The organism is Flavobacterium amniphilum (assembly GCF_023634845.1).
Classification (GTDB): Bacteria; Bacteroidota; Bacteroidia; order Flavobacteriales; family Flavobacteriaceae; genus Flavobacterium; species Flavobacterium amniphilum.
Map to the genome: position 1 here is coordinate 168,626 of NZ_JAMLJL010000007.1, position 15,682 is coordinate 184,307.

At 35.3% G+C, this 15,682-nt stretch carries 17 protein-coding genes and 1 tRNA gene; 15 read left to right on the forward strand and 3 right to left on the reverse strand.

The features are described from left to right. Nucleotides 1-101: 101 nt before the first annotated feature. Nucleotides 102-2,312, reverse strand: a complete 2,211-nt coding sequence (katG, locus tag NAT51_RS09975; RefSeq protein WP_262921803.1) for a catalase/peroxidase HPI — start codon at nt 2,310-2,312, stop codon at nt 102-104. Nucleotides 2,313-2,670: 358 nt separating this feature from the next. Here katG and NAT51_RS09980 point away from each other — a divergent pair, with 358 nt between their 5' ends. The 3 genes from NAT51_RS09980 to NAT51_RS09990 all read left to right on the forward strand — a co-directional run bounded on the left by NAT51_RS09980 (nt 2,671) and on the right by NAT51_RS09990 (nt 3,965). Beyond that, nucleotides 2,671-3,306 carry a peroxiredoxin gene (locus NAT51_RS09980; protein ID WP_250598615.1) on the forward strand — a complete coding sequence of 212 codons (636 nt, stop codon included), beginning with the start codon at nt 2,671-2,673 and terminating at the stop codon, nt 3,304-3,306. Between the two features lie 90 nt (nt 3,307-3,396). Then, the gene (locus tag NAT51_RS09985) at nt 3,397-3,705 is read left to right on the forward strand and encodes a thioredoxin family protein (protein WP_250598617.1); all 309 of its coding nucleotides are present in this window, start codon (nt 3,397-3,399) and stop codon (nt 3,703-3,705) included. Between the two features lie 2 nt (nt 3,706-3,707). Beyond that, nucleotides 3,708-3,965, forward strand: coding sequence for a DUF6952 family protein (locus NAT51_RS09990; RefSeq protein WP_250598619.1), 258 nt, complete (start codon nt 3,708-3,710; stop codon nt 3,963-3,965). Between the two features lie 29 nt (nt 3,966-3,994). On the opposite strand, the gene NAT51_RS09995 is transcribed toward NAT51_RS09990, so the two are convergent. After that, the gene (locus NAT51_RS09995; protein ID WP_250598621.1) at nt 3,995-4,369 is read right to left on the reverse strand and encodes a DoxX family membrane protein; all 375 of its coding nucleotides are present in this window, start codon (nt 4,367-4,369) and stop codon (nt 3,995-3,997) included. 252 nt (nt 4,370-4,621) lie between these two features. Between NAT51_RS09995 and tpx the strand changes: the two genes are divergently transcribed. From tpx to NAT51_RS10055, 12 genes are all read left to right on the forward strand, one after another. Further along, nucleotides 4,622-5,119, forward strand: a complete 498-nt coding sequence (gene tpx, locus NAT51_RS10000; protein ID WP_250598623.1) for a thiol peroxidase — start codon at nt 4,622-4,624, stop codon at nt 5,117-5,119. Nucleotide 5,120: 1 nt separating this feature from the next. Continuing rightward, the gene (locus NAT51_RS10005; protein ID WP_250598632.1) at nt 5,121-5,495 is read left to right on the forward strand and encodes a diacylglycerol kinase; all 375 of its coding nucleotides are present in this window, start codon (nt 5,121-5,123) and stop codon (nt 5,493-5,495) included. A gap of 44 nt (nt 5,496-5,539) precedes the next feature. Further along, complete coding sequence (locus NAT51_RS10010; RefSeq protein WP_250598634.1) at nt 5,540-8,035, forward strand: DNA translocase FtsK; 2,496 nt, start codon at nt 5,540-5,542, stop codon at nt 8,033-8,035. Between the two features lies 1 nt (nt 8,036). After that, on the forward strand, nt 8,037-8,708 hold the full coding sequence (locus NAT51_RS10015; protein ID WP_250598636.1) for a LolA family protein: 672 nt from the start codon (nt 8,037-8,039) through the stop codon (nt 8,706-8,708). A 9-nt stretch (nt 8,709-8,717) separates the two neighbouring features. After that, nucleotides 8,718-10,184, forward strand: a complete 1,467-nt coding sequence (locus NAT51_RS10020) for an LptF/LptG family permease (RefSeq protein ID WP_250598638.1) — start codon at nt 8,718-8,720, stop codon at nt 10,182-10,184. Beyond that, on the forward strand, nt 10,174-11,307 hold the full coding sequence (ribB, locus tag NAT51_RS10025; protein ID WP_250598640.1) for a 3,4-dihydroxy-2-butanone-4-phosphate synthase: 1,134 nt from the start codon (nt 10,174-10,176) through the stop codon (nt 11,305-11,307). The genes NAT51_RS10020 and ribB overlap by 11 nt, the downstream gene beginning before the upstream one ends. Nucleotides 11,308-11,452: 145 nt before the next feature. Continuing rightward, nucleotides 11,453-11,537, forward strand: a tRNA-Ser gene (locus tag NAT51_RS10030). 249 nt (nt 11,538-11,786) lie between these two features. Further along, on the forward strand, nt 11,787-12,641 hold the full coding sequence (locus NAT51_RS10035) for a hypothetical protein (RefSeq protein WP_250598642.1): 855 nt from the start codon (nt 11,787-11,789) through the stop codon (nt 12,639-12,641). A gap of 59 nt (nt 12,642-12,700) precedes the next feature. Next, nucleotides 12,701-12,997, forward strand: coding sequence for a helix-turn-helix domain-containing protein (locus NAT51_RS10040; RefSeq protein WP_250598644.1), 297 nt, complete (start codon nt 12,701-12,703; stop codon nt 12,995-12,997). Between the two features lie 11 nt (nt 12,998-13,008). Continuing rightward, entirely contained in the window at nt 13,009-13,197 is a 189-nt protein-coding gene (locus NAT51_RS10045) for a hypothetical protein (RefSeq protein ID WP_250598646.1), read from the forward strand. 132 nt (nt 13,198-13,329) lie between these two features. Then, entirely contained in the window at nt 13,330-13,668 is a 339-nt protein-coding gene (locus NAT51_RS10050) for a hypothetical protein (protein WP_250598648.1), read from the forward strand. 42 nt (nt 13,669-13,710) lie between these two features. After that, entirely contained in the window at nt 13,711-14,526 is an 816-nt protein-coding gene (locus tag NAT51_RS10055) for a primase-helicase family protein (protein ID WP_250598755.1), read from the forward strand. A gap of 531 nt (nt 14,527-15,057) precedes the next feature. Here NAT51_RS10055 and NAT51_RS10060 read toward each other — a convergent pair. Continuing rightward, a complete protein-coding gene (locus NAT51_RS10060) occupies nt 15,058-15,681 on the reverse strand; it encodes a hypothetical protein (RefSeq protein ID WP_250598650.1) in 624 nt (207 codons plus the stop codon). Nucleotide 15,682 lies beyond the last annotated feature (1 nt).

The following is a 15,682-nucleotide window of genomic DNA, read 5'->3' on the forward strand; positions in this document are numbered from 1 at the left end:
ACAAATATATAAAACCAATTGGTAATTAGGGGATATGTTGATAAATTAAAGGAAAAAGGCGACCTTTTGTGGTCGCCTTTAAATAAAATTTATTATTTATTTTATGTTAAATCGAATCGGTCAAGATTCATGACTTTATTCCAGGCAGCAATGAAGTCTCTGGTGAATTTTTCCTTAGAATCACTAGAAGCATAAATTTCTGCTATGGCCCGTAATTCGGAGTTGGAACCAAAAATCAGATCAGCACGGGTTGCTGTCCATTTTTGAACTCCTGAAATTCGATCAGAGCCAACAAATAATTCACCTGAATCATTAGTAGCTTTCCATATAGTTCCTAAATCTAATAAATTAACAAAGAAATCATTAGTCAACTGACCTTCTGTTTTTGTGAATACACCATGTTTTGAACCATCATAATTAATACCTAATACTCTTAAACCACCTATTAAAACAGTCATTTCCGGAGCTGTTAATGATAATAATTGAGCTTTGTCTATCAACATTTCTTCCGTTATTTGATTAGAAGTTGCATTTTTATAATTTCTAAAACCGTCGGCTTTCGGCTCTAAAACAGCGAAAGATTGCTGATCTGTTTGTTCCAAAGTTGCATCACCTCTTCCGGGTGTGAAAGGTACTTTTGTGTTATTTGCGGCTTTTTCGATTGCTGCTGAACCTCCTAATACAATTAAATCAGCTAATGATACTGTTTTGCCGGAAGCGTTGAAATCTTTTTGAATATTTTCGAGAGTTGACAGTACTGATTTTAATTGTGACGGATTGTTTGCTTCCCAATTGATTTGAGGTTCGAAACGGATTCGGGATCCATTGGCGCCACCACGTTTGTCGCTGTTTCTAAATGTTGAAGCAGAAGCCCAGGCGGTAGAAACCAATTGAGAGACTGATAATCCTGAATTTAAGATTTTTGATTTTAATGATTCGATATCATCAGGATTTAAATTTTTATTTCCAGCAGGAATCGGATCTTGCCAGATTAAAACTTCACTTGGTACTTCAGAACCAAGATAACGGGCAGCAGGTCCCATGTCACGATGGGTTAATTTGTACCAAGCCCTGGCGAATGCATCTGCAAATTTGTCAAAGTTTTCATAATAATCTCTTGAGATCTGTTCATATATAGGATCCTTTTTTAAGCCTAAATCTGCTGTTGTCATCATTGGTGCATGACGTTTAGCCGGGTCGTGGGCATCCTCTACTAGTGTTGATGCTGAAGGGTCGCTTGGAACCCATTGATGTGCTCCAGCCGGACTTTTGGTTAGCTTCCAGTCATATTTGAAAAGTGTTTCAAAATAACCATTGTCCCAAGTTGTAGGCTTTGGTTTCCATGCACCTTCAATCCCGCTGGTAATGGCATCGCCTCCTTTGCCGGATCCAAAAGCATTTTTCCAACCCATTCCCATCTCTTCAATACTTGAACCTTCCGGATTTACTCCAACTAAGGCAGCATCACCGGCCCCGTGTGCTTTGCCAAACGTGTGTCCACCAGCTACTAAAGCTACGGTTTCTTCATCATTCATGGCCATTCTTGCAAAAGTTTCCCTGATATCGAGGGCTGATGCTATTGGGTCAGGATTACCATTAGGACCTTCGGGATTTACATATATCAACCCCATTTGTACTGCGGCTAACGGATTATCTAATTCTCTGTCTCCTTTATATCGGTTATCACCTAGCCATTCTCTCTCGGTGCCCCAGTTTATATCTTGTTCCGGCTCCCAAATGTCTTCGCGTCCACCCGCAAAACCAAATGTTTTAAACCCCATTGATTCCAGTGCACAGTTACCAGCAAGTATCATCAAGTCGGCCCAAGAGAGTTTGTTTCCGTATTTTTGTTTTACAGGCCAAAGTAAAAATCGGGCTTTATCTAAATTACCATTGTCAGGCCAGCTGTTTACCGGAGCAAATCGTTGATTACCTGTGCTGGCACCTCCACGTCCATCCGAAGTGCGATAAGTGCCAGCACTATGCCAGGCCATCCGTATAAACAATGGTCCATAGTGACCATAATCTGCCGGCCACCAATCTTGGGATGTTGTCATTAATTCGAAAATATCCTTTTTAACCGCTGCTAAATCCAGTTTTTTAAATTCGTCAGCATAATTAAAGCCTTTATCCATTGGGTCAGACAAAGAAGAATGTTGTCTTAGTATGTCAAGGTTTAAACGGTTTGGCCACCAATCTTTATTTGAGGAACCTGTTCCGGCAGTTTGTTTCATCTGTCCATTATGAAAGGGACATTTACTTTCTCCGTTACCAGAGTTGTGGTTGTGATTTGAATCTGAGTAGTTTTCCATAATTTATTGTGATTAATTAAATTTCGTCCAAGTAAAATTATTCTAAAAAATCTATGATTAAGCCTGTTGTTGATAGATAAAAATTATAGTTTTATTGATTGTTTACCGTTGTCATATCAATAAATAAGAGAAAAATACCAATTGTTGACGGATAAATAAATTTAATAAATAATGTTAATTATTTGAATACTATATTGTTTTTTTGGTTTTTTATTTGCTAATAAATCAAATAAATGAAGGGAAGTATAAGTGTATAAGCGAATTCTATGGTCTTATAATATTTTTAGTTTAAAGTGTAGGATGATTACTGATTGCAATAGCTACATTTGCCAAAATTTAAAATTAAAAAATTAAAGCTATGGCATTAGTAGGAAAAAAATTCCCTAACATTACCGTTGATGCAATCTCTGAAATGGGAGATAATTTAAGAATCAACATCTTGGAAGAAGCAACAAAAAACAACAAAAAAGTATTGTTATTCTGGTATCCAAAAGATTTTACTTTTGTTTGTCCAACAGAGTTACATGCTTTCCAAGCTGCTTTACCTGATTTTGAACAAAGAAATACTGTGGTGATCGGTGCATCTTGTGATACTAATGAAGTGCACTTTGCATGGTTGAATACTGCAAAAAATAATGGTGGTATCGAAGGTGTTACTTATCCTTTATTAGCTGATACTACGCGTAATCTATCTAAAGCACTGGATATTTTAGATGCTCAAGAAGTATACGATGAAGAATCAAATGATATTTTAGTTGAAGGTTCTAATGTAACTTTCCGCGCTACTTATTTAATCGATGAAACAGGGAAAATTTTCCACGAAAGCGTAAATGACATGCCATTAGGAAGAAATGTTGGTGAATATTTACGCTTAATCGATGCTTATACCCATGTTCAGACTAAAGGTGAGGTTTGTCCTGCTAACTGGGAACAAGGTAAAGAAGCTATGAATGCTGACAGATTGAGTACAGCTGCTTATTTAAGCCAAAACTAAGAAATCAATACTAATGAAATTCCAAATTCCAATTTGAAGGGTGTTTCTTTGGATGGTTGGGATTTGGAATTCTTTTTTAAACAAAAGAGTATGTTACACGAATTAAATGAAGATACGCTGCAAAACGTTGTTAATGACAATGAAAAAGTTGTAGTACAATTTTCGGCTTCATGGTGTGGTAATTGCCGTATTATGAAACCGAAATTTAAAAAACTGGCATCTGAAAACGAAAGCATAACATTTGTAATCGTTGATGCTGAAAATTCCCCAGAATCAAGAAAACTGGCAAATGTTTCCAATTTACCTACGTTTGCAACATTTGTTGGTGGAAAACTGGTGAATGAAACACAAACGAATAAGGCTGAAGTTTTAACCGAATTGGTTAACGAAATTATTTAATCATGAAGTTACCAGTGATCAAACACCTGACTCAGTTTATAGAAGAAAATGATCAGGATTATATTGTAGAAACCATTGAAGTGCTTGAAGCTTTGACTGAAATACCTTCTTTAAAAGATGAGGAACTGGATGTTATTGGTGAGTTGATTTCAAATATGTACGGTGCTTTGGAAGTGAATAAAATGGTGAAAGCAGGAACAGATAAAAAAGAAGCGTTGAATGCTTTTATGCAAAGGGTTCTCGGTTCTATTGATAAATAAAAAAGCTCTCAAATTTGAGAGCTTTTTTATTATGGAGTAACAATGCCTTTGTATCGGTTCCAATAGCTGTAAATCAGAAATAAATTAGCAAACAGTACAAATAAACCAATTGCTAAGTTTTCGGGAGTCATCATTAAGTTTATCAGTAAAATATTAACAGTCACAGGTAATACTACCAGATTAGCGAGAGGTACATATTTACCGGCTATGAATGCAACTCCACATAAAAGTTCAATTCCTTTAGCGAGTGGCATGATGTAATGGGAGGCTACAATCCCGGCTTTAAAGGCTTTAAATTCGCCTACAGCTTCGGTTTCAGGTGCTAATTTCAGGAAAAATGCTAATGAGGCCCAAATGAATAAAGCTCCCAGCAATACCCTGATGATAATCGTTAATGCTTTCATAAGTCTTTAATTTTAAGTTACTATAAAGTTACCAAAAATTATCTTACAAAAATCATAAAGCATTTATAAATAAGTGGTTATAGCCTTTGAATTCCGTGTTTTTTTGTGTCAGTTCTGTTTTTTGAAATTGTAAAAAATACAAGCTGAATTATGGGATCCGATTCTGAAAGGCATGTTATTTCTTTGTTAAGTTCTGGGACAAATTATCGGTTTTTTTCTGTACTTTTGGATGCAATTAAAAAAATAGAAACAATGGCTCAAATAACATTAAAAGGAAATACAATAAATACAACTGGTACTTTGCCGCAAGTTGGATCACAGGCAAAAGATTTTTCGTTGATAGGAACTGATTTATCAGTAAAAACATTGACTGACTTTAAAGGAAGCAGAGTGGTGTTAAACGTTTTTCCAAGTATTGATACAGGAACATGTGCGACATCTGTCCGTAAATTCAATGAAAAAGCAAGTAGTCTGGAAAACACCAAAGTGTTGTGTGTTTCCCGTGATTTGCCTTTTGCGCAAAACCGTTTTTGTGGCGCCGAAGGTTTGGAAAATGTAATTAATCTGTCTGATTTCAGAAATAATTCTTTTGGAAATGATTACGGCTTGACTATTGTTGACGGTCCGTTGACTGGATTGCATTCACGTGTTGTCATTGTTTTGGATGAAAACGGAGTGGTTAAATATACGGAGCAAGTTTCTGAAATTGTTGATGAACCTAACTACGAGGCAGCTTTAGCATCATTATAATATGGAATTTAAAAAAGACGAAACCCTTTTAACCGGAAGATTGAAAAGTGTTGTGTATGCTTTCAAAGGTGCTTTGAAGCTTATCACGACCGAACATAGTGTCATGATTCAATCTTCGTTGGTTGTAATTATGACGATAGCCGGTTTTTATTTTGAAATTTCAACTACTGAATGGATGTTTCAAATATTGGTTTTCGGTTTGGTGTTAAGTATTGAAGGATTGAATACGGCTGTTGAAAAAATTGCCGACTTTGTGCATCCTGATTATCACGAACGTATCGGTTTTATTAAAGATATTGCTGCCGGTGCCGTGTTCTTTGCCGCCATGACAGCCATTACCATCGGAGCAATAATTTATATTCCAAAAATAGTTTAATAGCTATTAATAATTATTTTTGTTTTAAAAGCTTACATTTTTAAATGGCCAAATCAAAGAAAACTACCGAAACTGCTATTGAACCTGAAGAAACTAATTTTTTCAGCCGTTTTGTTCCAAACAGAAAGCAAAGTGTTACCTTCGGAATATTACTTATTCTGCTTGGAATAGCCTTGGCTGTTTCTTTTGTGTCTTATTTTGTTAACGGTCAGTTTGACCAGAGTGAGCTCAATGATTTTACAGACCGTAATTCTGAAGTACAGAATTGGTTAGGTAAATTCGGAGCCTATTTAGCTGATTTTTTTATCTACCGCGGATTTGGAATTGCATCATTCCTTTTTGTGCGCCTTTTGCTTTTAACCGGAGCCTATATGGTTTTGGATATGACTGTTTCCAAATTGAGAAAAACCTGGTTCTGGGATGTTTTTGCCGTTATTATATTGTCGATTCTGTTTGGTTTTTTCGGAAATCAATTACCGGAATTGGGAGGTGTAATCGGATTTGAAATGAATCTCTTTTCCCAGGATTATATCGGGAAAACAGGAACCTTGCTGGCTTTACTTTTCGGTGTTGTGATTTATCTGATTTTTAAAGTAAAAATTTCACCTGATAAAATTAAAGGAGCATTAGAGAAAACTAAAAACGAAATCCGTGAAGATTTGGCTACACCGGTTTCAACACCATCTTCGGCTTATAATCTGGAAGAATTTGCAGTTGTAGAAAATGATGACCGTCAGGATTCATTGCTTACAACTCCAAATAAAAATGATTTTGAAGATGGGGAAGAAGAACTTGGTGAAATCACCTTAAAAACAGTTCCTAATATACCTTCACAATTTGAAATCAATAAAGAAGCTTTAAAGCCAACCATTGGCACGGCTTCCGAATTGTCTTTGGAAGTAAATAAAAAACCTGAAGTTGTTGTTCAGGAAGAAAAAGCACACCCGGATGAATTGGTTATCGAAAGAGTGGAAGAGGAAGATATTATTGAAGAAAATCTTGCTGCTAAACTGGTTTCACATTTCGGGGAGTTTGATCCAACTCTGGAATTGTCAAACTACAGGTTTCCAACCATTGATTTATTAAAAGATTATGGTACAGGCGGAATCACAATCAATCAGGAAGAACTTGAAGAAAATAAAAACCGTATTGTAGAAACACTTCGTAACTATAAGATCGATATTGCCCAAATCAAGGCAACTGTAGGTCCATCGGTAACACTATACGAAATCGTGCCGGAAGCAGGTATCCGTATTTCGAAAATCAAAAGTCTAGAGGATGATATAGCTTTGTCGCTTTCGGCATTGGGTATCCGTATTATAGCACCGATGCCTGGTAAAGGAACAATCGGTATTGAGGTTCCTAATAAGAACCCGACTATGGTTCCGATGAAAGGCGTTATTGCTTCGGCTAAATTCCAGGAAGCGGAAATGGAATTGCCTATTGCTTTGGGTAAAACGATTTCAAATGAAACGTTTGTGGTCGATTTGGCCAAAATGCCGCACTTATTGATGGCGGGTGCAACCGGACAAGGTAAATCGGTTGGATTAAATGCTGTACTGACGTCGTTATTGTATAAAAAGCATCCGGCTGAAGTAAAATTTGTGTTGGTCGATCCAAAAAAAGTGGAATTGACTCTTTTTAATAAAATTGAAAGACATTATCTGGCAAAACTTCCTGATGCGGAAGATGCCATCATTACCGATAACTCTAAAGTAATTACCACACTGAACTCATTGTGTGTGGAAATGGATAACCGTTATTCTTTGTTGAAAGACGCCATGGTGCGTAATATTAAAGAGTATAACGAAAAATTCAAGCAGCGTAAACTGAATCCTGAAAACGGTCACCGTTTCTTGCCTTACATTGTTTTGGTAGTTGACGAGTTTGCCGATTTGATCATGACAGCCGGTAAAGAGGTAGAAACACCTATCGCGCGTTTGGCCCAGTTAGCCCGTGCTATCGGTATTCATTTGATTATCGCTACGCAAAGACCTTCGGTGAATGTAATTACGGGTATGATTAAGGCTAACTTCCCGGCAAGGATAGCATTCAGGGTTACTTCGAAAATTGATTCAAGAACCATTTTGGATTCCGGAGGTGCCGATCAGTTAATCGGGCGTGGGGATTTACTTTTCTCAAATGGAAATGATCTGGTGCGTGTACAGTGTGCCTTTGTTGATACGCCGGAAGTAGAAAAAATAACAGAGTTTATCGGTTCACAAAAAGCATATCCGAACGCTTATATGTTGCCTGAATTCGTCGGAGAAGACAGTGGCATAAGTCTTGATATAGATATTTCGGAAAGAGATACATTATTCAGGGAAGCTGCCGAAGTGATTGTAACAGCACAACAAGGTTCGGCTTCATTGATTCAGCGCAAACTGAAATTGGGTTATAACAGAGCCGGGCGTCTAATTGATCAATTGGAAGCAGCCGGAATTGTAGGTCCTTTTGAAGGGAGTAAAGCACGTTCGGTTAATATTCCTGATTTAGTTTCTCTTGAGCAGTTTTTTACAAATGAAAAAAATAACAGTTAAAATGAAAGTATTTAGATTAAATAATCAATCTGTAAGTAAAGTAATCGGGTTACTACTACTTTTGGTAGGTTTTTCCATGCAGGCCCAAAATGCCGATAAGGCAAAAGCTTTATTGGATAAAGTATCGGCAAAAGTGAAGACGTATAAAAATATCCAACTTGATTTTAAATACAACCTGCAAAATACAAAAGAAAATATTAACCAGGACAGTAAAGGAAATGTTACACTTAGCGGAAATCAATATATTTTGAATTTCATGGGAGTTACCAAAATGTGTGACGGAAAAAAAACATATACCATTTCAAAAGAAGATGAGGAAGTAACAGTCGCTTCTGTCGGGAAAGGGGAAGATGATAATGATACGCCTGCAAAAATGCTGACTTTCTTCAGTAAAGGGTTTAAGTACGCATGGGATATTACGCAAACGGTAAAAGGTAAAAAAATACAATACGTAAAATTAACGCCTATCAGTTCAAAAGACGACCGTAAACAAATTCTTGTTGGGGTTGATGTTGCCTCAAACACAATTTATAATACCATCACTGTGGGTAAAAATGGTACCAAAGTAACGTTGACTGTTAATTCTTTTAAAACTAATGTTGCGTTACCTAAAAATCATTTTACCTTTGTTAAAGCTAAATATCCTAATTACTACATCAATAATTTGGATTAATTTTGATGAATGAAAATTCTTGACCGTTATCTGTTAAAAACATACCTGATTACATTTACTTCGGTATTTGTAATCTTGTTTTTTATATTCATACTACAAACCGTTTGGTTGTTCATTTCCGAATTAGCGGGTAAGGACTTAGACCTGATCATGGTTTTTAAGTTTTTGCTTTTTGCTTCGCCAAAGTTGGTGCCATTGGTATTGCCTTTGACTGTACTTCTTTCTTCCATCATGACTTTTGGTGATTTAGCCGAGAATTATGAATTTGCCGCAATGAAATCGGCAGGTATTTCTTTTCAACGGACATTACGTTCATTGGGTGTTTTTATCGTATTGTTGAGTTTGTGCTCTTTTTTCTTTGCTAATAATGTGATTCCTTACGCCGAATATAAATTCATTAATTTCCGGAAAAATATCGCTCAGGTTAAACCTGCTTTGGCTATTGCCGAAGGACAATTCAGTGATATCGGAAGTATTAATATTAAAGTTGATAAAAAATCAGGAGAAAAAGGCGAAATCCTGACCGGAGTGACCATTCACAAAAAATCTAATTTGGGAGAAGGTGCCAAAACGGTTATCAAATCCAAAAAAGGACATTTGATCAGCAGTGAAGATTCGAATTTACTCCAATTGGTTTTAATGGACGGATATTACTACGAAGACATCACTCCGAAAGATTATAAGGAAAGGGATAAAATGCCTTTTGCCAAAGTTTTTTTCAAGAAATACAACATCAATATTGATTTATCCAAACTGAATACATCGCAGGGAGCTGATGATGAAATCACTAATACAAATACAATGCTTAAAATCAGTGAATTGCGTTATACGGTCGATTCATTGACAACTGATTATAATAAAGAGGTGGTTTCTGTAGCCGATAACGTTTACCAGCGATTGGGAGTAACTAATTATTACCAGGTAGATTCCATTAAGCCTAAAACTCCAAAAACTCCTGAATTGACAAGTTTTCTTAAGAGCCAGGATAAGTTGAGAGTGCTCGAAGTTGCTTCAAGTGATGCGGTAAGTTCGAAGCAAAATCTTGAAATGAATGAGTCTACATTTCAATCCAAAAGAAAAGACATTAACAGCCACTGGCACTCGATTTATGAAAAATTTGTAATCGCTTATGCCTGTATCTTTATGTTTTTCATTGGTGCACCATTAGGAGCAATTATCCGTAAAGGAGGGCTGGGATTGCCTATTGTTTTTGCAATGCTCATTTTTATCACGTTCCACTTCCTGAATACTTTCGGTAAGAAGTTTGCACAGGAATCGGGTATTTCACCTTTTATGGGAGCTTGGCTGTCATCAATCGTGCTGACTCCGTTGGCTATTTATCTGACCAAAAAAGCAATTAATGATAACGGTGACGTGAATTTTGATTTCATTACCGAACCTTTCAGAAGAATTTATGAATTCTTTACTAGAATATTAAACAATAACAACAACAATACACAAGAAGATGGCCACTGAAACCATTAAACTCAACACAATTGAAGAAGCTATAGAAGATATCCGTCAAGGAAAAGTAATTATAGTAGTAGATGATGAAGACCGCGAAAATGAAGGAGATTTCCTTGCAGCAGCAGAAAAAGTAACACCCGAAATGATCAATTTTATGGCAACTCATGGCCGTGGATTGATTTGTACACCCTTAACCGAAAGCCGTTGTAAGGAATTAGGATTAAGAGCGATGGTAACCAATAATACAGATCATATGGAAACTGCTTTCACGGTTTCGGTTGATTTGAAAGGACATGGTGTTACGACCGGAATTTCGGCTTCGGACAGGGCCAAAACTGTTCAGGCGTTGATTAATCCTGATACTAAACCTTTTGATTTAGCACGTCCCGGGCATATTTTCCCGTTGATTGCAAAACAAGGTGGTGTTTTACGCCGTACAGGCCACACAGAAGCTGCTATTGATTTTGCACGTTTGGCTGGATTTAAACCGGCCGGTGTTATCGTTGAAATCATGAACGAAGACGGAACAATGGCCCGTTTACCGCAATTGGTTGAAGTAGCGAAGAGATTTGATCTGAAACTGGTTTCAATCGAAGCTTTAGTGGCATACAGAATGCAACACGACAGTCTGATTGTGAAAAAAGAAGATTTTGACATACAAACACGTTTTGGAACATTCAGAATGCGTGCCTATGAGCAAACAACAAATAAACAAATCCACATAGCTTTAACGAAAGGAACCTGGAATACGGGAGAGCCTGTGTTAACGCGTATCAATTCTTCGCAGGTAAATAACGATTTGTTGGGAACATTGACAAATAATGCTGATAAGCAATTGGATGATATGTTCCGGGTGATTAACGAACAAGGGCAGGGAGCCGTGATTTTTGTGAATCAGGACATGCAATCAGTAAGTTTACTGAACCGTATTGCCGAATTGAAAGAATTACAGCAGCAAGGCGAAATGAAAGCACCGAAGATTGTAATTGACAGTAAAGATTACGGAATCGGGGCACAAATCTTACATGATCTGGATATTTCCAAAATCCGATTGGTGTCGAATACCGAAGTCGGAAAGCGCGTAGGTATGATTGGATACGGATTGGAGATCGTAGAGTACGTTACTTATTAAAAAAGTTTCGGATGTAAACTAAACGAAATGAAACAGTTAAAAAATAAGTTGTAAATATTTCGTTTTTTTCTTTCCAAAACGCTTGCAGAAATAAAAAACAGTGCTATATTTGCACTCGCAATACGGAAGTAGAGCGAGTCTTACTGGAGAAATGGCAGAGTGGTCGAATGCGGCAGTCTTGAAAACTGTTGACTGTAACAGGTCCGGGGGTTCGAATCCCTCTTTCTCCGCAACGGTAAACCGTAAACAACTTAGAAATAAGAGTTTACGGTTTTTTTATTTCTACTTTGTCCGACGTTTGTCCCAATCTCAAAAAAAACATCTTAGTTTTTTAAATTCTTTTATAAATATTGTCCGGCAATGATAAATTCAATCAAACAGTAAATTGGATTGATTTTTGTTCTCAAACTGTCAAACAATAAAAGGATTCATTTTTTGTTCAAGACTAAAATACAAACTTACTAATCCCAATATCTTCTATGAACTACCAACAAGAGTACGATTCTATTTATAACAGTTACTATTTAAAAATTGAGAAATTAATAAAACATCATCTTATTGCAGAAAAAGCCAAAAAGAGAAATGTAAATCTTGTTCATAATGAATTGAATCAATTTTTATATAATAACACTCCTTCAAAATTTGAAGTCAATAATAATCCTGCTCTTAAAAATCTATTGCAATTGTTTGAAGCAAGATTTAAACTTTATGGTGAAGACTATATCAATCTAATCTTTTCAAATGAAATAAAAACTGGTTTTAATGCGATTCAACCAGTTGAGTTGCCTTCTGGATATACAATCAAAAAACTATTGATGGAAATTGCAATTATTTCGGCAATTGAAGAAGTTTGTCGTTTACTTAGCATAAATAATAGTTTGTTTTATCTGTTTTATAATTCAAATGATTTTTCCAGATTTGAAATTAAAGAATATAAAGGAATGGAGATTGATGAAACACCAATTTATATTGAATTAAACAGAAGGTTAAATCCAAATCATTATACAGTTGAAACTGGATTAGATGGTTATTTTGAAGAAATTGAAGAAACTACAAATAAAACCTATTCGTTACCCATTGCAATAGCCTTACTTAATGAAGTCGGTTTTTTTGAATTGGAGAAAATCAAAAACCTATCACCAACCAGTTTGGCAAAAATCATTGCAATTATTCAATTGAAAGACCCAAGCGATAAAAACACTAATAGAGCCATAAGTGGTAATGTTAGGGTTTTAAATCCTGATAATAAAGAAAACAACTTTAAATACACTTCACACAAGCACGCTGAAAAGGTTAAGTCAATATTAAATGAGATTAAGCAGGGGAATAGTTAGGAGTAGCCCTCGGCATTAAGCGAAATTAAGTTTGCACTATAATTTAAAATTTATAACAAATGAAAAATGTAGTTCAACTTGAAAACATCGATGCCACAGAATTCAAAAATGAAATCATTAACGGCGTTATTTTAGCTTTAAAAAGCAATGATAGCTTATTGCAATTAAATGAGCAATCAGAACAACTTCTTACTCGAGAAGAAACCGCAAAATTGCTTTCGGTTAGTTTGGTCACTTTATGGGATTGGACAAAAAAAGATATTATTCCTGCGTACCGGATAGGGAATAAGGTTCGTTACAAAAGAAGCGAGATTTTAAAATCATTGAATCAGAAAAACCAGTTTGGTGAATTTTAAAAGTCTTTCTTATGCAAACGAATAATCAAATATTAATTTCAGATGCGTTAAGTCATTTGAATGCCATGAAAAGAGATTTTGCACGATTAAGGCTGGATTATAACAGAGATAATGTTTTAGTTCATGCAACCGGAAAACATATTGAATCCTGTGAATTAATTGAGCAACTGATAAAAGGCTATGATAATCATAATTTTTAAATTGTTATCAAATAACATCAATGGGGTTTTATTGGCAGATACCGAATTACACGGTGTTTTAATCAAAATCAAGAAAAGTAAACACGCCGATAACTTTGACAACTCAAAAATGGCAACCATAATTTTTGAAATATGAAAGAGTATATCCGTGTCGGAACCGAGTATTTCAAGGAAGTACTGTGTCCATTAATGAGTGGTGATAATATGAAATCATTGATAAAATGGAATAAAGCAACCATTATTGATGATTTTGGAAAAGAAAGCATACAGCAGATTAAGAAGTATGAAACCTTTTGTACGTTTCCTTCCCACATCAATTACCAAAGAGAGATCAATAACTTTTACAATAAGTATGAACCGCCTTCATATTCTATTAATGAAAAAGGCAGTTGGGAGAATATTAAATTCTTTTTGCAGCATATTTTCGGAGAGCAATATGAATTAGGGTTAGACTACTTAACTATCCTTTGAAAATATCCCAGTCAAATCTTACCGATATTGTGTTTGGTAAGTGTGGAGCGAAATACAGGGAAAAGTACTTTCCTGAAATTCTTAAAGCTAATCTTTGAAGGTAATATGACAATCAATAAGAACGAAGACTTCAGGAGTCGTTTTAATTCTGATTGGGCAGGGAAATTGATTGTGGCGGTTGATGAAGTATTATTGGATAAGAAAGAGGACAGTGAGCGCATTAAAAATCTTTCAACGTCTAATCATTACAAGTTGGAAGGAAAAGGAGTAGATAAAGCCGAAATCGAGTTTTTTGGCAAGTTTATCCTGTGTTCCAATAACGAAGAAAACTTTATCAAGATTGATGATTTGGAAATCAGGTATTGGGTAATTAAGGTTAATCCTTTTACACAAGAAAACCCGGACTTGTTAAAGCAAATGAGAAACGAGATTTCAGCTTTTACTTATTATCTAACGCATAGGGAAGTAAAAGCTCCAAGGACAACCAGAATGTGGTTTTCTAAAGAGTTGATTTATACCAAAGCCTTAGATGTTTTAATCAAAGGAAACAGAAGTACAATTGAAAAAGAGATTGAGGAATTCATAATTGAACAATTCCATACACTTGAATTAGATGAATTGTATTACACGACAAAGGATTTACACGACCAATTAAACCTTGCCAATATTAGGGTAGGAAAGAGTTATGTATCAAAGATTATTACAGAGAATTTTAAACTAGAACCCAAAAACAGCAGCTACAATTTTTATAGTCTGGATTTATCCACAATGAACCAGGACAAATGGGGTGTTTATACTGAAAGTAGAAAGGGAAGATTCTATACATTCAAAAGGAGTCAATTTATTAAAAACTGTTGATTTGTTGACAAATGAGCAAAAAGTCAATAAATACAATGCTTTACATGTCAACAGCCTATCAACTTTGCGTCAACAAATCAAATTTATAGTTTTACTTTACTTTTTTTGTTGACAGTTTGTTGACGGTTGGTTGAAGTTTAAAGCCAATAAATACAGGCGATTACAGACTATTGTCAACAAATCAACAAAATCAACACATTTTTCACTATAACTGCTAAGTGTTACAATTCAAGACTACAAACTAAGTAATCATATATCGGCTTTAACAACTTCTGCAACCAAATAAGAGCAACCAGTTTTTATATTTGGTTGCAACTGGTTTATTATTGCTTGATAAGCTAACTGTTTTATTTTTTAGCTTTCTTACTTAGTTTAATGGAATAATTGCAACTGGATTTTTCAACTGGTTGCAACCAGTTTTTCATTATTGCAATGCCATTGCAATTGAATAATAGAATCATTGCAATGATAATTGTGATGCGTTTAATTTTGAGAAATTGCTGTTGTATGGCGTTTTTCTTTGTTCGGATATTATTTACTTTTAAAATTTTTCCAAATGAGATAAAGTTCTTCAACTTCTTCTTTGCTAAAATTCTTTTCCCAAAGGTCACAATTGCCCATATACGTCATGCATTCTCCAAATTTCAAGTATTGGGTTTGAGGAATTTCATTTTTTGCCAAACATTTTTTTAAAATATCAAGTCTTCTTTTCTCATCCTCTTTGATAATATTATCTATTTGCTCGATTTCTTTAGATGTATAGTTCTCATTAATTTCTTTGAGTTTCTTCAATTCCGTCCAGTGCTTTCTTGCGTCCATTCCTTGGTCAACTCTTCTGAAACGGTTTTTGTTCAAGGCTAATCTTAATGGTTCCTTTCTTTGGTAGTCAATTCCGTTATTTTTTAATTCTGCCCAAAATTTTTCTGTGTCAGGATTTATACTTTCATTCCAATAAGTCAAAATCCCATTTTCTAAGCATTTTAGACCATATGAATTCATTTTGGTTTCTTTTTCTAAAGAATCTCTCGTATATTTTGACAAGTTTTTAAACGCTTCTTTTGTCTTTTCGTCCAATATCGTAGAACCGTCAATAACTCTGTCATTGATTTTTATTGTCAATATGAGTTTTTCAATGTTTACTAAAGTTGTTATCATA

Coding starts and splice junctions, on each gene's coding strand:
- NAT51_RS09995 (WP_250598621.1), bottom strand. CDS start 4,369: ATGAAAGCATTAACGATTATCATCAGGGTATTGCTGGGAGCTTTATTC.
- NAT51_RS10035 (WP_250598642.1), top strand. CDS start 11,787: ATGAACTACCAACAAGAGTACGATTCTATTTATAACAGTTACTATTTA.
- NAT51_RS10005 (WP_250598632.1), top strand. CDS start 5,121: ATGGAATTTAAAAAAGACGAAACCCTTTTAACCGGAAGATTGAAAAGT.
- ribB (WP_250598640.1), top strand. CDS start 10,174: ATGGCCACTGAAACCATTAAACTCAACACAATTGAAGAAGCTATAGAA.
- katG (WP_262921803.1), bottom strand. CDS start 2,312: ATGGAAAACTACTCAGATTCAAATCACAACCACAACTCTGGTAACGGA.
- tpx (WP_250598623.1), top strand. CDS start 4,622: ATGGCTCAAATAACATTAAAAGGAAATACAATAAATACAACTGGTACT.
- NAT51_RS10020 (WP_250598638.1), top strand. CDS start 8,718: ATGAAAATTCTTGACCGTTATCTGTTAAAAACATACCTGATTACATTT.
- NAT51_RS09980 (WP_250598615.1), top strand. CDS start 2,671: ATGGCATTAGTAGGAAAAAAATTCCCTAACATTACCGTTGATGCAATC.
- NAT51_RS10045 (WP_250598646.1), top strand. CDS start 13,009: ATGCAAACGAATAATCAAATATTAATTTCAGATGCGTTAAGTCATTTG.
- NAT51_RS10050 (WP_250598648.1), top strand. CDS start 13,330: ATGAAAGAGTATATCCGTGTCGGAACCGAGTATTTCAAGGAAGTACTG.
- NAT51_RS10060 (WP_250598650.1), bottom strand. CDS start 15,681: ATGATAACAACTTTAGTAAACATTGAAAAACTCATATTGACAATAAAA.
- NAT51_RS10010 (WP_250598634.1), top strand. CDS start 5,540: ATGGCCAAATCAAAGAAAACTACCGAAACTGCTATTGAACCTGAAGAA.
- NAT51_RS10040 (WP_250598644.1), top strand. CDS start 12,701: ATGAAAAATGTAGTTCAACTTGAAAACATCGATGCCACAGAATTCAAA.
- NAT51_RS10015 (WP_250598636.1), top strand. CDS start 8,037: ATGAAAGTATTTAGATTAAATAATCAATCTGTAAGTAAAGTAATCGGG.
- NAT51_RS09985 (WP_250598617.1), top strand. CDS start 3,397: ATGTTACACGAATTAAATGAAGATACGCTGCAAAACGTTGTTAATGAC.
- NAT51_RS09990 (WP_250598619.1), top strand. CDS start 3,708: ATGAAGTTACCAGTGATCAAACACCTGACTCAGTTTATAGAAGAAAAT.